Annotated in this window: 19 protein-coding genes and 1 pseudogene; 14 read left to right on the top strand and 6 right to left on the bottom strand. The window is 73.4% G+C overall.

Going from position 1 to position 18479, the window contains the following annotated elements; genetic code table 11:
* Positions 1 to 56: 56 nt before the first annotated feature.
* On the bottom strand, positions 57 to 1859 hold the full coding sequence (gene metG / locus SM577_RS14310) for a methionine--tRNA ligase (RefSeq protein ID WP_474587084.1): 1803 nt from the start codon (positions 1857 to 1859) through the stop codon (positions 57 to 59).
* A 150-nt stretch (positions 1860 to 2009) separates the two neighbouring features.
* Between metG and SM577_RS14305 the strand changes: the two genes are divergently transcribed.
* Positions 2010 to 2936, top strand: coding sequence for a hypothetical protein (locus SM577_RS14305; RefSeq protein WP_474581153.1), 927 nt, complete (start codon positions 2010 to 2012; stop codon positions 2934 to 2936).
* A 105-nt stretch (positions 2937 to 3041) separates the two neighbouring features.
* Here the strand turns inward: SM577_RS14305 and rsmI are convergent, their stop codons facing one another.
* Complete coding sequence (gene rsmI, locus SM577_RS14300; protein ID WP_474587245.1) at positions 3042 to 3881, bottom strand: 16S rRNA (cytidine(1402)-2'-O)-methyltransferase; 840 nt, start codon at positions 3879 to 3881, stop codon at positions 3042 to 3044.
* A 92-nt stretch (positions 3882 to 3973) separates the two neighbouring features.
* Between rsmI and SM577_RS14295 the strand changes: the two genes are divergently transcribed.
* The gene (locus SM577_RS14295; protein WP_474587083.1) at positions 3974 to 5662 is read left to right on the top strand and encodes a dolichyl-phosphate-mannose--protein mannosyltransferase; all 1689 of its coding nucleotides are present in this window, start codon (positions 3974 to 3976) and stop codon (positions 5660 to 5662) included.
* Positions 5663 to 6054: 392 nt separating this feature from the next.
* Here SM577_RS14295 and SM577_RS14290 read toward each other — a convergent pair whose 3' ends face one another.
* Positions 6055 to 6315: a hypothetical protein gene (locus tag SM577_RS14290; protein WP_302918350.1), complete on the bottom strand. Its 261-nt coding sequence runs from the start codon at positions 6313 to 6315 to the stop codon at positions 6055 to 6057.
* Positions 6316 to 6541: 226 nt separating this feature from the next.
* Between SM577_RS14290 and SM577_RS14285 the strand changes: the two genes are divergently transcribed.
* From SM577_RS14285 to SM577_RS14265, 5 genes are all read left to right on the top strand, one after another.
* Entirely contained in the window at positions 6542 to 7192 is a 651-nt protein-coding gene (locus SM577_RS14285; protein ID WP_474587082.1) for a 4'-phosphopantetheinyl transferase family protein, read from the top strand.
* Between the two features lie 188 nt (positions 7193 to 7380).
* Positions 7381 to 8478 (top strand): DUF4352 domain-containing protein, encoded by a 1098-nt coding sequence (locus tag SM577_RS14280; RefSeq protein ID WP_302918352.1) that lies wholly within the window; start codon positions 7381 to 7383, stop codon positions 8476 to 8478.
* Positions 8479 to 8668: 190 nt separating this feature from the next.
* Positions 8669 to 9253 (top strand): hypothetical protein, encoded by a 585-nt coding sequence (locus SM577_RS14275; RefSeq protein ID WP_474587081.1) that lies wholly within the window; start codon positions 8669 to 8671, stop codon positions 9251 to 9253.
* Positions 9254 to 9339: 86 nt separating this feature from the next.
* On the top strand, positions 9340 to 10185 hold the full coding sequence (locus SM577_RS14270) for a hypothetical protein (RefSeq protein ID WP_302918354.1): 846 nt from the start codon (positions 9340 to 9342) through the stop codon (positions 10183 to 10185).
* Between the two features lie 124 nt (positions 10186 to 10309).
* The gene (locus tag SM577_RS14265) at positions 10310 to 10501 is read left to right on the top strand and encodes a general stress protein CsbD (protein WP_302918355.1); all 192 of its coding nucleotides are present in this window, start codon (positions 10310 to 10312) and stop codon (positions 10499 to 10501) included.
* Positions 10502 to 10589: 88 nt separating this feature from the next.
* Here SM577_RS14265 and SM577_RS14260 read toward each other — a convergent pair whose 3' ends face one another.
* Entirely contained in the window at positions 10590 to 11450 is an 861-nt protein-coding gene (locus tag SM577_RS14260) for a sigma-70 family RNA polymerase sigma factor (RefSeq protein ID WP_474587080.1), read from the bottom strand.
* Positions 11451 to 11604: 154 nt separating this feature from the next.
* Here SM577_RS14260 and SM577_RS14255 point away from each other — a divergent pair, with 154 nt between their 5' ends.
* Together SM577_RS14255 and SM577_RS14250 are read left to right on the top strand one after the other, a co-directional pair.
* A complete protein-coding gene (locus SM577_RS14255; protein ID WP_474581175.1) occupies positions 11605 to 12063 on the top strand; it encodes a carboxymuconolactone decarboxylase family protein in 459 nt (152 codons plus the stop codon).
* 141 nt (positions 12064 to 12204) lie between these two features.
* Complete coding sequence (locus SM577_RS14250; protein ID WP_302918358.1) at positions 12205 to 13404, top strand: low temperature requirement protein A; 1200 nt, start codon at positions 12205 to 12207, stop codon at positions 13402 to 13404.
* A gap of 117 nt (positions 13405 to 13521) precedes the next feature.
* On the opposite strand, the gene SM577_RS14245 is transcribed toward SM577_RS14250, so the two are convergent.
* Entirely contained in the window at positions 13522 to 13908 is a 387-nt protein-coding gene (locus SM577_RS14245; RefSeq protein ID WP_302918359.1) for a YybH family protein, read from the bottom strand.
* Between the two features lie 160 nt (positions 13909 to 14068).
* On the opposite strand from SM577_RS14245, the gene SM577_RS14240 reads away from it, so the two are divergent.
* From SM577_RS14240 to SM577_RS14230, 3 genes and pseudogenes are all read left to right on the top strand, one after another.
* On the top strand, positions 14069 to 14440 hold the full coding sequence (locus SM577_RS14240) for a hypothetical protein (RefSeq protein WP_474587079.1): 372 nt from the start codon (positions 14069 to 14071) through the stop codon (positions 14438 to 14440).
* 39 nt (positions 14441 to 14479) lie between these two features.
* The gene (locus tag SM577_RS14235; protein WP_474587078.1) at positions 14480 to 15055 is read left to right on the top strand and encodes a DinB family protein; all 576 of its coding nucleotides are present in this window, start codon (positions 14480 to 14482) and stop codon (positions 15053 to 15055) included.
* Between the two features lie 46 nt (positions 15056 to 15101).
* A pseudogene (locus SM577_RS14230) lies at positions 15102 to 15851 on the top strand (IS5 family transposase).
* Here the strand turns inward: SM577_RS14230 and SM577_RS14225 are convergent.
* Positions 15835 to 16497 carry an HAD family hydrolase gene (locus tag SM577_RS14225; RefSeq protein ID WP_302918362.1) on the bottom strand — a complete coding sequence of 221 codons (663 nt, stop codon included), beginning with the start codon at positions 16495 to 16497 and terminating at the stop codon, positions 15835 to 15837. The pseudogene SM577_RS14230 and the gene SM577_RS14225 overlap by 17 nt on opposite strands.
* Before the next feature lie 630 nt (positions 16498 to 17127).
* Here SM577_RS14225 and SM577_RS14220 point away from each other — a divergent pair.
* Both SM577_RS14220 and SM577_RS14215 read left to right on the top strand, forming a co-directional pair.
* Entirely contained in the window at positions 17128 to 17667 is a 540-nt protein-coding gene (locus SM577_RS14220) for an ArsR/SmtB family transcription factor (RefSeq protein WP_474587077.1), read from the top strand.
* 17 nt (positions 17668 to 17684) lie between these two features.
* Positions 17685 to 18479: MFS transporter (locus tag SM577_RS14215; protein WP_474587076.1), on the top strand; the 795-nt coding region annotated here is incomplete at its 3' end.

Raw genomic sequence — 18479 nt, 5'->3', positions numbered from 1 at the left:
CGTACGCGACGCGGCCCCGGGGGAGTCCCCCGGGGCCGCGTTCCGCGTACGCCGGCTCAGCCGCCGAGCCGGGCCAGTTCCTCGTCCACGATCGACGGGTCGAGCTTGCGGAAGACCGGCTTCGGGGCGGCCAGCGGCCGGCCCACCGCCAGCGGCACCGACTCCCAGCGCGCGCCGACCGTGTAGTCCCCGGTCAGCACCGGGTACGCCGGCCCGCCGTCGAGGTCCTCGACCTCCTCGATGACCGGCATCGGGGCGTGCACCCCGGTGCCGCCGAGCAGCTCGTGCACCTTCTGCGCGGAGTGCGGCAGGAACGGGGTGAGCAGCGTGTTGGCGTCGCTGACCACCTGGAGGGCGACGTGCAGGATGGTGCCCATCCGCGGCTTGTCGGCGGCGTCCTTGAGCTTCCACGGCGCCTGCTCGGAGAGGTACCGGTTCGCCTCGGCGACCACCCGCATCGCCTCGCCGATGGCCTGCTTCTGCCGGTGCCGGGCGATCAGGTCGCCGACCGTGGCGAAGCCGGCCCGGGCCACCGCGAGCAGCGCCTCGTCGGCCTCGGTGAGCCCGGCCGGATCGACCGGCGGGATCTTGCCGAAGTTCTTCGCCGCCATCGAGATGGACCGGTTGACCAGGTTTCCCCAGCCGGCGACCAGCTCGTCATTGTTGCGGCGGAGGAACTCGGCCCAGGTGAAGTCGGTGTCGTTGCTCTCCGGGCCGGCGGCGGCGATGAAGTAGCGCAGCGCGTCGGCGTCGTAACGCGCCAGGAAGTCCCGGACGTAGATGACCACCCGGCGGGACGAGGAGAACTTGCGCCCCTCCATGGTCAGGTACTCGCTGGAGACCACCTCGGTGGGCAGGTTGAGCCGCCCCAGCTGGCCCGGCTCGCCGTCCCGCGACCCCTCGCCGGAGTAGCCGGCGAGCAGCGCCGGCCAGATCACCGAGTGGAAGACGATGTTGTCCTTGCCCATGAAGTAGTAGGCGCGGGCGTCCTTGCCCTCGGCGTCGGCGGACCACCACTTCCGCCAGGCCTCGGGGTCGCCGGAGCGGCGGGCCCACTCGATGGAGGCGGAGAGGTAGCCGATCACCGCGTCGAACCAGACGTAGATCCGCTTGTCCGCGCGGTCCCGCCAGCCCTCCAGCGGGATCGGTACGCCCCACTCCAGGTCCCGGGTGATCGCCCGGGGCTGGAGGTCGTCGAGCAGGTTCCGGGAGAACCGCAGCACGTTCGGCCGCCACCCCTCGCGGGTGTCCAGCCACTGCCGCAGCACGTCGGCCAGGGCCGGCAGGTCGAGGAAGAAGTGCTCGGTCTCCACGAACTCCGGCGTCTCGCCGTTGATCTTCGAGCGGGGGTTGATCAGGTCGATCGGGTCGAGCTGGTTGCCGCAGTTGTCGCACTGGTCGCCGCGGGCGCTGGCGTAGCCGCAGATCGGGCAGGTGCCCTCGATGTAGCGGTCGGGCAGGGTCCGCCCGGTGGACGGGGAGATCGCCCCCATGGTGGTCTTCGGCACGATGTAGCCGTTGCGGTACATCCCCTCGAACAGTTCCTGCACCACCGCGTAGTGGTTGCCGGTGGTGGTGCGGGTGAACAGGTCGTAGGAGAGGCCGAGGCCGTGCAGGTCCTCCACGATCACCCGGTTGTAGCGGTCGGCCAGCTCGCGCGGGGTGACCCCCTCGGCGTCGGCCTGCACCTGGATCGGGGTGCCGTGCTCGTCCGTGCCGGAGACCATGAGCACGTCGTGGCCGGCCATCCGCATGTACCGGCTGAAGACGTCGGAGGGAACGCCGAAACCGGAGACGTGGCCGATGTGGCGCGGGCCGTTGGCGTACGGCCAGGCTACCGCCGCGAGAACGTGACTCATGACCAGCAAGCCTAGTGACCCGGGCGGCGCGGTCGCGAACCAATAGGGCTCCGCGGGTCGGCGGTCCGGCCGGGCCGCCTCGACCATTGGTCCGATTTGTCACCGACACGCGCCGTGAACTGCCAATCCGCCTTCCAACGGCGGTGTCCAATGAACATCGTGACTGGCAGACGAGCGACCCACGACCACGACGAGCGTCCGTCCGGACCGGCCGTCGGGGACGCCCGCCGGGACTCGGTCGGGCCACCACGGGCCGGCGCCGTCGCGCCGCATCCCCGGCCGGAGGCCACCCCGTCGGCCCCCGCCGCCGACGACCCGGCGGCCGGGCCACCGGTCGAGGTCGAGCCCACCACCGGGGCGCCGGTGGACGCCGTCCCGCGCCGGGTCCCGGTCCGGCAGCCGAACCGGGGGCGCCGCCGCCGCGGGTCGCCCTCCGACGGGGGTACGCCGGACGGCGACGAGGAGTTCTGGGCGCCGATCGAGGAGGTGCACTGGGACGGCACCCCGATCCGGCCGGACCGGCCCGCCGACCGGCCGGCGGGGGACGGCGCGACCCGGACCCGGCGCGCCGACCGGACGCCGCGCCCGCCCGACCCGCCGCGCGGGTTGGCCGTGCTGCTGGGCCTGAGCCTGGCGGCGGCGTTCTTCGCCTGGGTCAGCGCCGGCCCGTTCTGGGTCGCGTTGGGGCACGCCACGCGGGGCACCGTGGTGGTGGTCGACTGCACCGGCGGCGGGCTGGGCCAGCGCTGCCGGGGCATCTTCACCGCCGCCGAGGGGCGGTACGTCGCGCACGGCGTCCGGGTCAGCGGGGTGCCGGCCGGGCGCACCGCGCCGGGCTCCACCCTCGCCGCCCGGATGACCGGCCCGGACGGCGGCACCGCGTACGCGGACCACGGCGTCGGCGCCCACCTGCGCTGGCTGCTCGGGCTGCTGGGGGTGGCCGGCTGCGCGGCCGGGACCGCCCGGTGGACCGGGGCCACCCGGCTCGCCGACCCCCGGCACCGCCGCTGGGCGGTGGCCGCCGCCGCGGCCGGCCCGGCGCTGATCACCGCGGGTTTCCTGGTCGCCGCCTGGTAGCCGGACCGGCCCGGCCGCGGGCGGCGCTGCCGGCGGCGCGGCGCGGAACCGCCCCGACTGCTCCCGGCCGGCCGGGCCGACGCGGCCGGGCCGCGACGCGGCGCCCTACGCGTGCACGACCGTGTAAACCTCGCGGCGGCGCAGGCCGAACTCGGCGGCCACCTCGGTGATCGCGTCCCGGCGGGTCAGGCCCGCGGCCTCCCGGGCGGCCACCGCCGCGCGCAGCGTGTCGTCGTCCGGGCGTTCCGCGGCCACCTCGGGCGCGCCCCCCACCACCAGGGTGATCTCGCCCCGGGGCTCCTCCTCGGCGGCCCACCGGGCCAGCTCGCCGAGCGGGCGGCGGACCACCTCCTCGTAGGTCTTGGTCAGCTCGCGGCAGAGCGCGGCCGGCCGGTCCGGGCCGAACGCCGCGGCCAGGTCGGCCAGCGCCGCGCCGATCCGGTGCGGCGCCTCGAACAGCACCAGCGTGCGCGCCTCGGCGGCCAGCGCGCGCAGCCGGGACCGGCGGGCGGCCGGCGTGCGGGGCAGGAACCCCTCGAAGCAGAACCGGTCGCTGGGCAGCCCGGACAGCGCCAGGGCGGTGGTCACCGCGCTGGGCCCGGGTGCGGCGGTGACCGGGACGCCGGCGTCCAGCGCGGCCCGGACCAGCCGGTAGCCGGGGTCGGAGACGCTCGGCATGCCCCCGTCGGTGACCAGGGCGACCAGGTAGCCGGCGGCCAGCACGTCGACCAGTTCCGGGGTACGCCGCTCCTCGTTGCCCTCGAAGTAGGAGACGATCCGCCCGGGGACGGTGACGTCGAGGTCGCGGGCCAGCCGGGTGAGCCGGCGGGTGTCCTCGGCGGCGACCACGTCGGCGGTGGCGAGCACCTCGCGGAACCGGGCGGAGGCGTCGGCGGGGTTGCCCAGCGGCGCGCCGAGCAGGACCAGGCGCCCGGTGTCGGACATTTCACCCACGATTGGTGCTCCTTCATCGACGGTCGTACCGGTATCGGAGACGACGGGCGCCACCGGGCACCTTCGGAGCCTACGATCGCCGGGTGACGAGTGCGTCGACAGCACAGAGCGCGGGTCAGACGGAGGCGGAGCGCACGCCGGCCGGCGGCGACCCCGGGCGGGCGTCGCAGGAGGCCGGCGGCGGCGTCCCCGGCGTGGTGCGCCGGCGGTTGGCCACCGTCGACGCCCGGCTGGGCGGGCGCTCCTGGCTGGCCACGGCCGTGGTCGTGGCGATCGCGGCGATCCTCCGCTTCGTCGGGCTGAGCGGCCCGAACGGCAAGATCTTCGACGAGATCTACTACGCCCGGGACGGCTGGGGGCTGGTCGACAAGGGCGTCGAGTGGAACTACAAGGACGGCGGCCCGTCATACGTGGTCCACCCGCCGCTGGGCAAGTGGCTGATCGGGCTCGGCGAGTGGGCCTTCGGCTACTCCGACGCCGAGCACAACATCTCGGTGCCCGGGCACCTGGTCACCACCGCGCCGGAGTTCGGCTGGCGCTTCTCCGCGGCGCTGATCGGCACCCTGTCGGTGCTGCTGCTGGTGCGGATCGGCCGGCGGCTGTTCCGGTCCACCGCGCTGGGCTGCGCCGCCGGGCTGCTGCTCGCCCTCGACGGCTTCCACCTGGTGCTGTCCCGCACCGCGCTGCTCGACATCTTCCTGCTCTTCTTCGTGCTGGCGGCGTTCGGCGCCCTGGTGCTCGACCGGGACGCGCGGCGGCGCCGCTGGGCCCGCGCGCTCGACGCCGGGCTGGACCCGTCCCGACCGGGCCGGGCCGGGCGGCCGGACACCGGCTGGCGGGACTGGCCCTGGTGGCGGCTGGCCGCCGGGGTGCTGTTCGGCTGTGCCTGCGCGGTGAAGTGGAGCGCGCTGTACTTCCTGCCGGCGTTCGCGCTGCTGGTGCTGTTCTGGGAGGTCGGCGTGCGCCGCTCCGCCGGGGTACGCCGGCCGTGGCGGGACACCCTGCTCGACGAGCTGCCCTGGCTGGTGCTGGCCGGGGTGCTGATGGTGGCCACCTACCTGGCCACCTGGACGGGCTGGTTCCTCAGCGACGACGGCTACTACCGGCTCGCCGAGAACTACCCGAACGCCCCGCTGAGCGACACCCCGGTCATCGGGGCGCTGAACAACCTGTTCCAGTACCACAAGGCCGCGTACGGCTTCCACACCGGCCTGGACGACCCGCACAAGTACCAGTCGTGGCCGTGGCAGTGGCTGCTGCTGGGCCGGCCGGTGGCCTTCTACTGGTCGGGCGACGGGGCCTGCGGGGCGCCGAGCTGCGCCTCGGAGATCCTGCTGCTCGGCACGCCGCTGCTCTGGTGGTCGTTCCTGCCGGCCCTGGTGGCGCTGGCCTGGCTGGGTGCGGCCCGGCGGGACTGGCGGGCCGGGGCGATCCTGCTCTGCGTGGCGGCCGGGCTGCTGCCCTGGTTCTGGTTCGCCCTCGACGGCCGGACGATGTTCTCCTTCTACACCGCCCCGGCGCTGCCGTTCCTGGTGCTGGCCGTGGTCTACGTGCTCGGCGCGATCGTCTCGCCGGCCGGCCCGCCCGATGACCAGGTGGCCGCCGACCCGGAGGCCGGCCGGGACCGCCGGTTGGTGGGGGGCGTGATAGCCGGCGGCTACGTGCTGCTGGTCGCGCTCTGCTTCGCCTACTTCTACCCGATCTTCGTCGGGAAGCTGATGACGTACGCGGAGTGGTCGGCGCGGATGTGGCTGGACGGTCGCTGGATCTGAGTGCCGGCGCCGATACCGACGGTGACCACCGGAAACGCCCTCCGCACATAGATGCGCGCCCCGATCGCCTGCCACGGGGGAAGCGGGCGATTGGGGCGCGCATGAAGAGCTTAACCACCCCGCACCACCGGCACAACGGGTCGACTTGGGTCAGATTTCCGACGGATGCGCCGCCGGACACATGGTTTACATCCGACAATCGCCGACGCGTGGCATTCGTACCCGATTGCCACACATTTGCGCCCTTCGATCGGCGTGCATCAGCCGATGTCGAGCCGTCTCCGGCGGGCGCCGGGGCCGGCGGCGGGTGACGGCGGTGGCGCGCGCGGCCACGCCGGACCGGGTCGCCGTGGACGGGGTCCGGCGCGGGGCGGGCTTCGGCCCGCCCGGCGTCACCAGGATCTGGACTGGCGCGGCAGCCAGCCGGTGAACCTCAGCTGGAGGACGCGCTCCGGGATGCCCCGCAGATCCTGCGTCGCGGCGGCGAGACAGGACCCGAGGTAGACGGCGAGGGCGGGGCGCTCGCCCCGGTACTCGTCCAGCAGGCGGCGCTGCTTCGCGGCACACGGCCACTCGCCGCCGCAGGTCTCACAGGTCCAGGCGGGCACCACCGGTAGGTGGTCGTTGCCCAGCTCGGATGCACCACCGCTCATGGGGGCACGGCCCTTTCCGGTCCGAGGACGACGACGCGCGGATCGCCGACCTCCGTACAGTGTGGACGGCACCCGGTGCTCCCCAGTCGGCACTGCGTGAAGCGCCGGTGACTCCCGCCGCGTTACACGGTTGCGGTAGGTTGCCGAGTCGTGGCGAGGGTGGGGCACAGCGCCGACCGGGTACCGGCCCGGCCGGCACGCCGGGAGCGTACCGCGGACGGCCCCGATGCGTGACCTGCTGCCGGCGGCGGTGGCCGTGGCGGTGGCCGGGCCGGACGACTGGACCGGGCAGTTGCTGCCCGCCGAGCGGGACTGCCTCGGCGAGCGGGCGGTGGAGACCCGCCGCCGCGACTTCACCGCCGGGCGGGTCTGCGCCCGGCGGGCGATGGCCGCGCTCGGCCTCTCCTCCGCCGCCGTACCCTCGGCCGCCGACCGGTCGCCGGTCTGGCCGGCCGGGGTGGTCGGCAGCATCACGCACACCCGCGGCTACTGCGCCGCGGCGGCCGCGCGGGCCACCGAGGTCCGCTCCGTGGGCATGGACGCCGAGCAGCACCGCGACCTCAATCCGGGCGTACGCCGGCTGATCTGCCTGCCCGAGGAGGACGAGCGCTGCGCCCGGCTGCCCGCCGGGATCTCCTGGCCGGCGGTGCTGTTCAGTGCGAAGGAGACCGTCTACAAGGTCTGGCACCCGGTCGTCGGCACCTGGCTGGACTTCCACGACGCCCTGGTCACGGTCGACCCGGAGGCGGGGACGTTCACCGCCCGCATCGCGCCGGCCCGCCTCGACGCCGCCCCGGTGGCCGCGCCGCCCCGGATCACCGGCCGGTTCACCGTGGACGCCGGGCTGGTCCGCACCGCCGCGGTCCTGCTGCCCTGACCCGCTCCGCGACGCTGGCCCGGGGCGGCGCCCCGAACCGGCCCGCCGTGACCCCGCCTGGCCGGCAGGGCGGATCATCGACCCGAACAGGGGACCACCAACTCGCACCCGGCACGGAATGATGCAGGGTTGTTTGCGCACGGTAGCGTCAGGCAGTTCTCGATCGTCATCAGGTGCCTAGGAGTACGGTGAGCCACCCCCAGCCCCCTTACGGGCCGCAGGATCCCCACCAGCAGAACCCGGAGCAGCAGCAGCCGTACCCGCCGACGGCCCCGATGCCGCAGTTCCCCGCCGACCAGGGCGGTTACCCGCCGCCCCCGCCGGCGGCGCAGCCGCCCGGCGACCCGTGGGCCCCGTTGCCCCCGGTCTCCGGCGCCCCGCAGCCGCCGGCCTCCGGCGGGGGCGACCCGTGGGCCGCGCCGCAGCCCCCGGTCTCCGGCGCTCCCCAGCCGCCGGTCTCCGGCGCCCCGCAGGCCCCGGTCTCCGGCGAGCCGTGGGGGGCGCCGCAGGCACCCGTCTCCGGTACGCCCCAGCCGCCGGTCCCCGGGCAGCCGTGGGCGCCGCCGGTCTCCGGCGCACCGCAGCCGCCCACCTCGGGCGTCCCCGGCGCCTACGGGGCGCCGGCGCCCGGTGCGCCCGGCTACCCGCTCGGCGCCCCGCAGCCGGTCGCCCCGAACGGCGGCAAGAAGAAGACGGTCCTGATCATCGCGATCGCGGCGGTCGTGCTGACCCTGCTCTGCTGCGTCGGCGGCATCGTGGCGATCGTCGCGAGCGCGGACAAGGCCGCCGACGAGGTGGCCGAGGCGCTGCCCACCCCGATCACCACCGGTGCGCCGGGCCTGCCCAGCGGCGCGCCGAGCGCCTCCGCCGGTGGCGAGACCGACGGCGAGACCTTCAACATGAAGCCGGGTGACACGCTGGTGCTCTCCGACGACGAGGGCACCGTCGAGATCACCGTCACGAAGTTCACCACCGCCACCAAGGGCTGCCGCTCGTACGCCCCGAAGCCCGACAAGGGCCTCTACCTGATCGCGCACGTGACGGCCAGCGTCACCAAGGGCAAGGGCTCGATCAACCCGTTCTACTTCGAGTGGGTGGCCGCCGACGGCACCACCGTCAACGGCCTGGCCAGCGCCCTGTCGGGCTGCGGCGACACGCTCAGCTCGGGGAACAACCTGCGGGCCGGCAGCAAGCGGACGGGCACCGTGGTGTTCGACGTGGCCGACAAGAACGGCGCGCTGGAGTACCAGCACCGGTTCGAGGCCGCGGGCTCCTGGAAGCCGTAGTCCGAGCGTCCCTCCTGGAGGGCCGGTCCCGGTCGGGGCCGGCCCTCGCCGTTCCCGCCCGGCTCCCCGGCCCGAGGCGGCCGGGGCGCACCCGCGGCACCGCCCGCCGGACGTGGCAGCTCGGGCCGCGTCCGGAGGGCCATCGTCGTGGCCCCCCGCGACCGGCGCGCACTGACTAGGATCCCCGGCCATGCACCCACAGCCGCCGGTCGGGGAGGCCGCCCTCCGCGACGACCCCGGGCAGGACCGGCCGCCGCCCTCGGCGCGCCGCCCTCGCCGGCCGGCGCTGCTCGTCGCGGCCGTCCTCGTCCCCGTCCTGCTCGCCGCGGCCGTGGTCACCTACCTGGCCGGCGGCTTCCACGACGAGGGCCGGTTCCGCGCCGAGCCGCCGGCCTGCGCCACGGTCGCGCCGAGCGTACGGCTGCTCGGCCCCGCGTACGCCCTGGAGCAGGACGACACCAACAACTGCGACCTGCTGCTGCCCCCGGAGCATCCGAGCTACGTCCCGGCGCCCACGATCACCGTCTCCTACTACGTCGCCACCCCGCGCCGCAGCGACGCGCCGGACGCCGCCGCCGAGCAGTTGCGCCGGCTGGCGGCCGGCTTCGTGCGGCTGCCGGATGTGGGCGACGAGGCGTACCTCCGGGACCGGAGCATCTTCCTGCGGGTGAACAACCTGGTGGTGGGGATCGTGGTGTTCCCCCGGGTGGTCAGCACCGAGGAGCAGGTGCTGGCCTTCGCCACCGATCTGGCCGACCGCCTGGGGGACGGCTGAAGCCGTACCGCCGCGCCGCCGGGACGGGACGGGACGGAGCGGGCCACGGTCACCCGATCCCGTCCGGACAGGAGGCGAGAGCGGCGATGGGAAGCGACGACGAGGACCCGTACCGGCACCTCGGCCGTCCGGCGGCCGGGCAGCGGTCGGCCCCACCGGCGGGTGGACGCGCGCGCCGCGGCCGAGGCGTGCTGGCCGCGGCGGTCGCCGTCGTGCTCGGGCTCACCGCTGGTTGCGGCCAGCCCGCCACCGTCGAGGGGACGCCCGGGCAGCCGACCACGGCGGCGGCCACCTCCGACGGGGCGGGCCCGGTGCCGTGGGTGTCGGCGCTGGTCGCCCGGGACGGCACCAGGGTCACCGTCTACACCGGGCCCGGCGAGGCGAGGTGCAAGGAGTTGTACGAACCGAGCGCCACCGTCACCGAGCAGGACGCCACCCAGGTCGTCGTCGCGGTGCGCGGCCGGGTCATCGACTCGGTCGACTGCGCGGCCAGCGGCACCGCCGTACCCCTCGTGGTGTCGCTGCCGGAGCCCCTCGGCGACCGCGTGCTGCGCGATCCCGCGACGGACGCGACCCATCCCACCTACCACGAACGCGAACTGCCCGACCTGGACGCGGACCAGCGGTGGAGCCCGTACGAGTCGCACTGGATGTCCACCGACGAGGGCTGGCACCGCGGCTACAACGGCCCCGACGGCTCCGGGCTGCTGCTGAGCGCGCAGCCGACGATCGCGGCGTCCCGGTCCGAGGCCGTCGCCACGGTACGGATCGGCTCGCGCGACGGGGACGTCACCGGCCAGCGGGGACGGTGGTGGACGGTGTGGTGGGAGGCCGGTGGGGTGACCTATTCACTGCGGCTGATGCCCCGTGAGGGCGGCTCGTTCACGCTCCAGGAGTTCGAGCGCGAGCTGGCCCGGCTGAAGTGGCGCTGATCCCCTGATCCGCGTTCGCCCGCAGCGGGATTCCCGCACACCCCGGGTTTCCCGTACCGACGGGCGGGGACGCGGGTCGCAGGGGCGGAGACCGCGCATCCGCCCGGAGCGACAGGGAGGCGACATGAGCTTCGAACGGGCGAACGACCGGGTCGAGCAGGTGGCCGGCCCCGCCAAGGCACAGCTGGGCAACATGAACCAGGACGAACGGGCACAGGCGGAACGGGTGATGCAGCGGGACCGGATCCGGGGCGAACAGCCCGGCGAGCACGTGCAGGAGGACGCCCGGGACGTACGGGAGGATTTCTCCGGCTGATCCGGCCTGCGGGCGCCGGGAAGGGCCGTTTCCCCCGGGGAAACGGCCCTTCCCGTGTCGCCGGCGGTGGGCGGCGGACCGCCGGCGGTCAGTCGAGGACCAGGTCCACGGCCGCGAGCTGGTCCGGGTCGGCCACCACCTCGATGCCGATGATCCGGTCGGTGACCACGAAGCTGAGCACGAGGCGGACCCGGCCGCCGACGACCACCGCCGCTCCCGGCGCGCCGTCGACGAACGCCGGCACGGCGCCCTGCGCCCGCCCGGAGAAGAACGCGGCCACGACGGCGGAGCCGTGCGCGGCTCCGGCCCCGCCCATCCCCGCGGCGGTCGCGTCGGAGCGTAGGACGACGTGCGGGTCGAGCAGGGTGAGCAGGTCGTCGAAGCGCCCCTCCCGGGACGCGGCGAGGAACGCCTCGACCACGCCGCGCTGCCGGGCCGGATCCGTCTCCGGCGCCGACGGTCCGCGCTGCACCCGGCGGCGGGCCCGGCTGGCGATCTGCCGTACGGCGGCCGGGCTGCGGTCGACCATGGGCGCGAGTTCGTCGAACGAGACGGCGAACATGTCGTGCAGCACGAAGACCAGCCGCTCGGTGGGGCCGAGGGTCCGCAGCACCACGTCCAACGCCCGGCCGACCGACTCGGTCAGCAGCGCCTCCCGCTCCGGATCGACCTCGTCGGCGGTGCCGGGCTCGTCGGCGGCGGTGTCCGCGGGCTGTTCGTGCCGGGTGGCGCTCGCCCCCAGCCGGTCGAGGCAGACCCGGCCGACCGTGGTGGTGAGCCAGCCCGGCAGGTTGTCGATGCCCTCGACGTCGGCCCGGCTGAGCCGCAGCCAGGTGTCCTGGACCGCGTCCTCCGCCTCGGCCGTGGAGCCGAGCATCCGCCGGGCCACCGCGCGCAGGCGCGGACGCTGCTCCTCGAAACGCTGCGCCAACAGTTCGGTGTCAGTCATCGCCCCCGCAATTCCGGCCGGCACCCCGGCCTGCGCGTGACGGGCGTCACATCTGTCACGCCGTCCGTCCCGCTGTCGACATCTCGGTGACGGACGAGAACGCCACGGCGAGGGACGCCGGCGAGCGTAACAGGAAGGACCGGACGAGATGACTGTGCAGGCCCGTATGCCCAACCCCGCCGGACTGCTCCCGGACACGGTGCAGGCGATCAACCTGCTCTACAAGGCGGCGCACTCCGCCGGCGTACCCAACAGCACGCTGGAACTCGTGCACCTGCGCGCCAGCCAGATCAACGGGTGCAGCGCCTGCGTCGACTCCGGCGCCCGCGGCGCCCGGAAGGCGGGCGAGACGGAGGAGCGGCTGTTCGCGGTGGCCGCCTGGCGGGAGACGCCGTACTTCACCGATGCCGAGCGGGCGGCGCTGGCGCTCGCCGAGGCCGCGACCCGGCTCGCCGACCGGGCCGACCCGGTCTCCGACGAGGTCTGGGCCGAGGCCGCGCGCCACTTCGACGAGAAGCAACTGGCCGCGGTGGTGCTCTGGGTGGCCACCACCAACTTCTTCAACCGGTTGAACGCCACGACCCGCCAGCCCGCACCGCAGAACTGGGGCTGAACGGACGCCGGCAGCGGCGTGGGCGGCGGTCGCCGGACCGCCGCCCGCGTACGGTCGCGGCCTTCACCGGGTCCGGCCCGAGCGGGACGGGGCCGTGCTACAACTGACCCCGATGAACGCGCAAATCATCACAAGTCGGACATGGTGACGCGGGCCGGCGCGGGACGCCTCGGAGACACCGCGATCCCCCGCTCGGCGACCGTCCTGGAACTGCTGTTCGACATCGTCTACGTGTTCGCGCTCGCCCGGCTCGCCGGGCGGGTCGCGGACGACCTCACCTTCCTGCGGCACGCGCTCCTCTCCGAGGCGGGCCAGACGGTGCTGTTCTTCACGGCGATGTGGATGGTCTGGTCCCTCAACGCGCTGATGACCAGCGCCTACGATCCCCGCCGGGCGGACATCCAGATCCTCTTGCTGGCCTCGATGTTCGGCACGCTGGTGCTGGCGGTCTCGTTGCCGCAGGCGTTCGGCGAGCGCGGCGTGATCTTCTCCGTCACGTACGTCCTCATCCAGGTGGGCCGCCCGCTCTACCTGACCCTGGCCTGGCGCGGCGACCCGGCGTGGCGGGCGCCGGCCCGGGTGCTGAGCTGGCACGTGCTGTCCGGCGTGTTCTGGATCGCCGGCGGCATCAGCGGCGGCCTCGGCCGCGGCGTCTTCTGGACCATCGCCCTCGGCATCGAGATCCTCGGCTTCGCGCTGAGCTGGCCCGCGCCCCGGCTCGGCGCCACCCGGCCGAACTACCGGACGATCTCCTTCGACCACCTCGCCGAGCGGTACAACCAGTTCTTCATGATCGCCCTCGCCGAGGTGGTGCTGGAAACCGGCGCCGCCATCGGTTTCCCGGGCTTCTCCACCAAACGGACCGCCGTGCTCGTCGCCGCCTTCCTGGCCGTCGTGGCCTTCTGGCGGATCTACTTCTACCACGGCGGGCCCCGCGATCCGGCGACCGCCGGCCGGCCGACCGAGGCGGCCATGCGGCTCTCCGAGTGGTCCAGCTTCGGCCTGCTGCTCATCGTCGGCGGGGTCATCTGCACGGCTGTCGGCTTCGGCCAGGTCGTCGAGGACCCGGCCCCGCCGGTCGACTGGGCGCTGGTGGTCGTCATCTTCGGCGGGCCGGCACTCTTCCTGATCGGGCGGGCCTCCCTCGACCGGCCGTCCCGGGGCGAGCCGCGCTGCCGGGTGCTCTCCCTCGGCGTACTGGCGCTGGCCGTGGTGGCTCCGGTCACGCTGCTGCTCCCGCCGATCGCGGCGGCCCTCGCCGTCGCGTTGATCCTGACCGGGATCGCCGTCTACGACGGGCTCGTCCACCGGCCCGGGCCGGAGACGAACCCGGCGTTCTAGCCGCCTCGCGGTCCGCCCGCGCCACCAGCGCCGACCTGCTCGGCCCTGCCGCCGTCGACCGGCTCACCCGGAGCGAACCGCCGTCCGGCGGAGATTCGGGGGTACGGAATCGCTGGGTCAGCTCTCCGGGGAGGCGGTCTGCTGGGCCGGCCAGAACGGCCACTCCTCGAACGACCGGCAGCGCCCGTCCTCGGCGAAGCGCATGATCCACAGGTCGCGGTACTCCTGGTGGACCGGGTCGCCGTACCGGACCTCCAGCCGCGCCACCGCAGTGTCGCCGTCGACCGCCACGATCTCGCTCGTCATGTCGAACACCTCGTCCGGGCCGGCGCGCTCGGCCTCCCACATCCGGGCGATCGCCGGCAGGCCGACGACCGGCGTCCGGTACGGGCCCTGTAGGTAGCTCGCGTCCTCGGTGAAGATCGTGGCGAGCGGCTCCGTCCCCGGCGTCCGCCACGCGCGCTCGTAGGCCCGAAGCCAGTCGACCACCCGCCCCCTGTCCACGCGTCTCAGCCTGCCACCTGATCGAGCGCCGGATGCGGGGATCGCGCCACGCCGTCGCGAGGATCGCATCCCGACCCACCCGAGCCGGCCCGGGCTCGGTGGCGCGCGGGCGGACGCTGACTCGTTGACAGGATCGTTCGGCTCGGCTGTACTGCGGCCCGTGCCGGAGATCCAGATAACGAGATCTGAACGACGCACGATCGAGAAGGCGTGGCGCCGGATCCCGTTCGCCACCCGCCTGGAAGTCCTGCGGCTGGCGAAGCGCGGAGAGCGCCACCCCGATCCCGACGTGGACACGTGCGCCCAGCAATACGCCCGCATGGTCCTGGGACAGAAGGCGGTGGGGCTCGCCCCCGGTGTCCTGCTGGCAGCGGGGGCGGTGTCGATCGCCGTCGCGGTGCTGCTCGGCGGCTCCCGGATCCTGACCGTGAACGCGGTCCTCGCCCTCCTGCTGGCCGCCTACTTCTGGAACCTGAGGCGGGACGCGAGGATAGTCGCGGCAGCGCGCCGGAACGACCCGCCGGAGGCGTGAGGGCAGCGCCGACACCGAACCGGATGGCATAGTGCCGCCATGAAGGCAGACCTGAACAGCTACTTGAAGGGCGGCCGCGACTCGCTGCTGTGGAAGCTCGACGGGCTGAGCGAATACGATATCCGGCGCCCGCTGACCCGGACCGCCACCAACCTGCTCGGTCTGGTGAAGCACGCGGCGGCCATGGAGGCCCTCTACTTCGGTCTCGTGTTCGGCCGGCCGTTCGAGCCGGAACTGCCGTACCTCGACGACGGAGCGGAGCCCAACGCCGACATGTGGGCGACCGCGGACGAGACCCGCGAGGAGCTCGTCACCCGGTACCGCCGCGCGATCACCCACGCCGACACCACCATCGAGGCCCTCGCGCTGGATGATGTCGGCCGCGTGCCGTGGTGGGGCGATGAGGAGGTCACCTTGCACCGCGTCATGGTCCACGTCATCGCGGAAACGCAACGGCACGCCGGCCACGCTGACATCGTGCGGGAACTCATCGACGGCGCGGCCGGGCTGCTGCCCAGGAACGACAACCTGCCCCGGGCCGACGAGGCATGGTGGCTGGACTACCGCCAGCGGGTGGAGCAGGCCGCCCTCAACGCCAGCAAACGCGGCAACTAGGGCCTGTTTTCAGAAGTGGATCAAGAGAGCGCGATGATCACGCTTCGTGGCTCGGGGAGATCTGACAGATGTTCAGTGGACAGTTCTGGAGCCGTTGCCGCCGAGGGGCGTTAAGCCCGGTCGACCGCCGGTGTGCAGCAAGCGGCAGCTGATCAACGGGATACGGTCAGGCCGGGGCCGATGCGAAGGGTCTGATCACCTGGGACATCTCGGTGGACTCCACGATCTCCCGCGCCCACCAGCACGCGGCCGGTGCCCGTGAAAGGGGGATCTGCAGGTCGAGCCGCCCGGCGGCGTCTTCACCGAGCCCGACGATCACGGGCTCGGGCGCTCCCGCGGTGGACTGACCACCAAGATCCACCTGGCTGTCGAGCAGGCCCAGAAGCCGATGTCACTCGTGATCACTGCCGGGCAGCGCGGGGACTCCCCGCAGTTCCAGGCCGTCCTGGGTCGCATTCGCGTGCCCCGGCTCAGCCCGGGACGCCCGCGTACTCGGCCGGACAAGGTCCGCGCGGACAAGGCGTACGGTTCCCGCGCGAACCGCGGCTACCTGCGGCGACGTGACATCCGGTGCTCGATCCCGGAGAAGCGCGACCAGATCGCCAACCGCAAGAAGCGCGGCTCCACACGGGGCCGGCCGCCGAAGGTCGACAAGGACGACTACAAGGAGCGCCACGCGGTGGAGTGCGGAATCAACCGTCTCAAGCGTCACCGCGCGGTGGCCATGAGGTACGACAAGCTTTCCGTCCGGTACGAGGCCACCGTGCTGGTCGCGGCCATCAACGAGTGGCCGTGACCAACCGGCTCAGGATCGGAAGCACTCCGCGAAGGTCATCGTCGTCCACCGTGGCTGTCGCGGCCGCCCGGGCCGTCTCCGAGGCGTTGAACGCCACGCTCAATCCGATGGATGCGAACAGCGGCAGGTCGGACCGGCTGTCTCCGACCGCCGCACAAGCGCGGGAGTCCACCCCCAGGCTCCGCGCCTGTGCGAGGGCGAAGTCCCGCTTGTCGTACTCATCGAAGTGGCGGGCCACTCGTCCCGTGAACCGACCGTCGGTGCTCTCCAGCCGGGGGCCGCTGAACGAATGGAACCCGAAGCGGCCGGCCAAGTAGCTACCGACCGGGGACCAGGCCAAGGTTGCAAGCACGGGCACCAGGCCATTCCTCCGGCACCAGGCCACGGTCTCCGCGATGCCCGGGACCAGGGGAAGCCCATCGAGCCAGCCGAGGACCTGCTTCTCGGACACCCCGGCCCAGCCCCCCGCATCCAGCTCCGAGACCTGCCGGTTGTCCAACACACCGGCGGCATACGCATCCTCAGCCTTGGCCACCTCGTCGCGATGCCCGAGGAAGTCGGCCAAGAAAGTGGACGAACTCGTCCCTGGAACGAGCGTGCCATCGACATCGAAGAAGACGGCGCCTACATGATCAGATAAGAGCACTGGCCAAGGATGGCACCCGTGTCACGCGCCGGATCAAGGTGTGCGCCCACTTCTAAGACAGGCCCTAGCAGGGCCGCCCCAGCCATCGCTCTCGTCAAGGGCGATCCGCCCCCGCCCGGATGCGAACCCCGGCGGAACGACGCGAGCTGGCGATCGGCGAGGGGTCCCAGTCATCGTCATCCTCCGTGTGACGGCTCCCGGAGCTGTACGCCGCCGATCACAGCCGCGTCGGCCGTTGACCGACGCATCACGAGCCAGTCCCGGGCGCTGGTCCACCGCCGGGCCCTCGTCTTACGTTGTTCCGGTTCGCGACCGTCCGCCGGTATCGCTGGTTCGGCTGCTTCCTCGCCTGCTTCGGCGGCCGCCAAACTCCCCCGCCCGAAGTAGCAGCGGGCCACGCCTCCATGAATCGACCCCGGGTGATCAGCCCGGCGCAGCACTGCTGACCGTGGCGGGCGGACAGGTGTGACCCTGTTCACTGAGCATGCGACGTTATGCGAGAGTATTCGCCGTTTTGGGCGCTCGCTTTATGAGGTAGCTCCCCCGAATCGGCCCTTCTCCTCGTCCACGCCGGACAGACCGCAGAGAATCCCCTTGCGCAATGGTCAAGAATCGTTGACCATTGCTCACGTGCCTATCGATGACCTCCCCGAGACGTTTCACGTCACCACCGACGAACAGCTACGCGCCATTTCCAGCCTCGCGCGTCACCGGATCATGGCCGTGCTCCGCTTCGAGCCCGCGACGATCACGCAGATCGCCGAACGAGTGGGCCTCGCGAAGGGGAGCTCCAGCTACCACATTCGACTGCTCGAACGGGCCGGCCTGGTGAAGGTGGTGCGAACGCGGAAGGTGCGGGGGGTCACCGAGCGGTACTACGCCATGGCCGCGCGGACGATCGTGCTGCCGGATCCGGGCGAGGGAGGGCCGGACGTGCTGATGCGGCACGCGGTGGCGGACCTGGAGGCAGCGCCGCGGGATGGCGAGCGGCACGTACGGATGGCGCACCTGCGGCTCACCGACGAGCAGTTCGCGGAGTTGGGGGCGCGGTTGGCGGCGCTGGCGGACGAGTACCGGGAGCTGTCGGATCCGTCGCTGCCGGACGCGTCCCTCGTCTTCGCGCTGTTCCACCCGGCGCGGCGCGAGAAGGCCGAAGGGGACGCCAAGTGACCTCAGACGCTCAGAGGTTGCCGACCGGGTTCGGGCGGCTGTGGGCTGCGCAGACGGTGTCCTCGCTCGGTGACGGGGTGTCGCATGCCGCGCTGCCGCTGCTCGCGTTGGGGTTGACGCGGGATCCGATGGCGCTCGCCGTCGTCACGGCCGCCGGGACGCTGCCGTGGCTGCTGTTCGGGGTGCTCGGCGGTGCGCTGGTGGACCGCTGGGACCGCCGGCGCACGATGTGGGTCGTGGACGCGGCGCGTGCGCTGCTGCTCGCGATACCGGCGGCAGCGGCCGCGTTCGACGTGCTGAGCATTCCGCTGCTCGCGGCCGTTGCCTTCCTGCTCGGCCTCGGCGGGCTCTTCTTCGACACGGCCGCCACGGCCTATCTGCCGGATCTGCTCGGCCGCGATCCCGCACTCCTGCAGCGAGCCAACTCCCGCCTGCGCGGGGCCCAGACCGCCATGTCCGGCTTCGCGGGGCCGCCTGCGGGCAGTGCGCTGCTCGCGCTGGGGCGGGCGGTTCCGCTGCTCGCCGACGCGCTGTCGTTCGCGCTCTCCGCACTGCTCGTACGGTCCCTGCCCGCCGTGCCCCGGCCCGTACCGCAGGTCCGCGAGTCGCTGCTGCGGCAGGCTCGGGCCGGGGCCTCGTACGTCTTCCGGGACCGGTTGCTGCTCGGGCTCGCGCTGCGCCCGGCGGTCGGGAACGTCGCCTTCCTCGCCGTGGGGACCGTCCTCGCCCTCTTCGCCCACGAGCGTCTCGGCATCGGCGCCTTCGGCTTCGGTCTGCTCCTCACGGCGGAGGCCACCGGCGGCCTGCTCGGC

This window comes from Micromonospora desertarenae (assembly GCF_056150265.1).
The sequence above is the reverse complement of the archived record's forward strand: the minus strand, read 5'-3'. Positions and strand labels throughout refer to the sequence as shown.

Coding starts and splice junctions, on each gene's coding strand:
- SM577_RS14235 (WP_474587078.1), top strand. CDS start 14,480: ATGAAGGCAGACCTGAACAGCTACTTGAAGGGCGGCCGCGACTCGCTG.
- SM577_RS14265 (WP_302918355.1), top strand. CDS start 10,310: ATGAGCTTCGAACGGGCGAACGACCGGGTCGAGCAGGTGGCCGGCCCC.
- metG (WP_474587084.1), bottom strand. CDS start 1,859: ATGAGTCACGTTCTCGCGGCGGTAGCCTGGCCGTACGCCAACGGCCCG.
- SM577_RS14290 (WP_302918350.1), bottom strand. CDS start 6,315: ATGAGCGGTGGTGCATCCGAGCTGGGCAACGACCACCTACCGGTGGTG.
- SM577_RS14305 (WP_474581153.1), top strand. CDS start 2,010: ATGAACATCGTGACTGGCAGACGAGCGACCCACGACCACGACGAGCGT.
- SM577_RS14250 (WP_302918358.1), top strand. CDS start 12,205: ATGGTGACGCGGGCCGGCGCGGGACGCCTCGGAGACACCGCGATCCCC.
- rsmI (WP_474587245.1), bottom strand. CDS start 3,881: ATGTCCGACACCGGGCGCCTGGTCCTGCTCGGCGCGCCGCTGGGCAAC.
- SM577_RS14270 (WP_302918354.1), top strand. CDS start 9,340: ATGGGAAGCGACGACGAGGACCCGTACCGGCACCTCGGCCGTCCGGCG.
- SM577_RS14285 (WP_474587082.1), top strand. CDS start 6,542: ATGCGTGACCTGCTGCCGGCGGCGGTGGCCGTGGCGGTGGCCGGGCCG.
- SM577_RS14275 (WP_474587081.1), top strand. CDS start 8,669: ATGCACCCACAGCCGCCGGTCGGGGAGGCCGCCCTCCGCGACGACCCC.
- SM577_RS14260 (WP_474587080.1), bottom strand. CDS start 11,450: ATGACTGACACCGAACTGTTGGCGCAGCGTTTCGAGGAGCAGCGTCCG.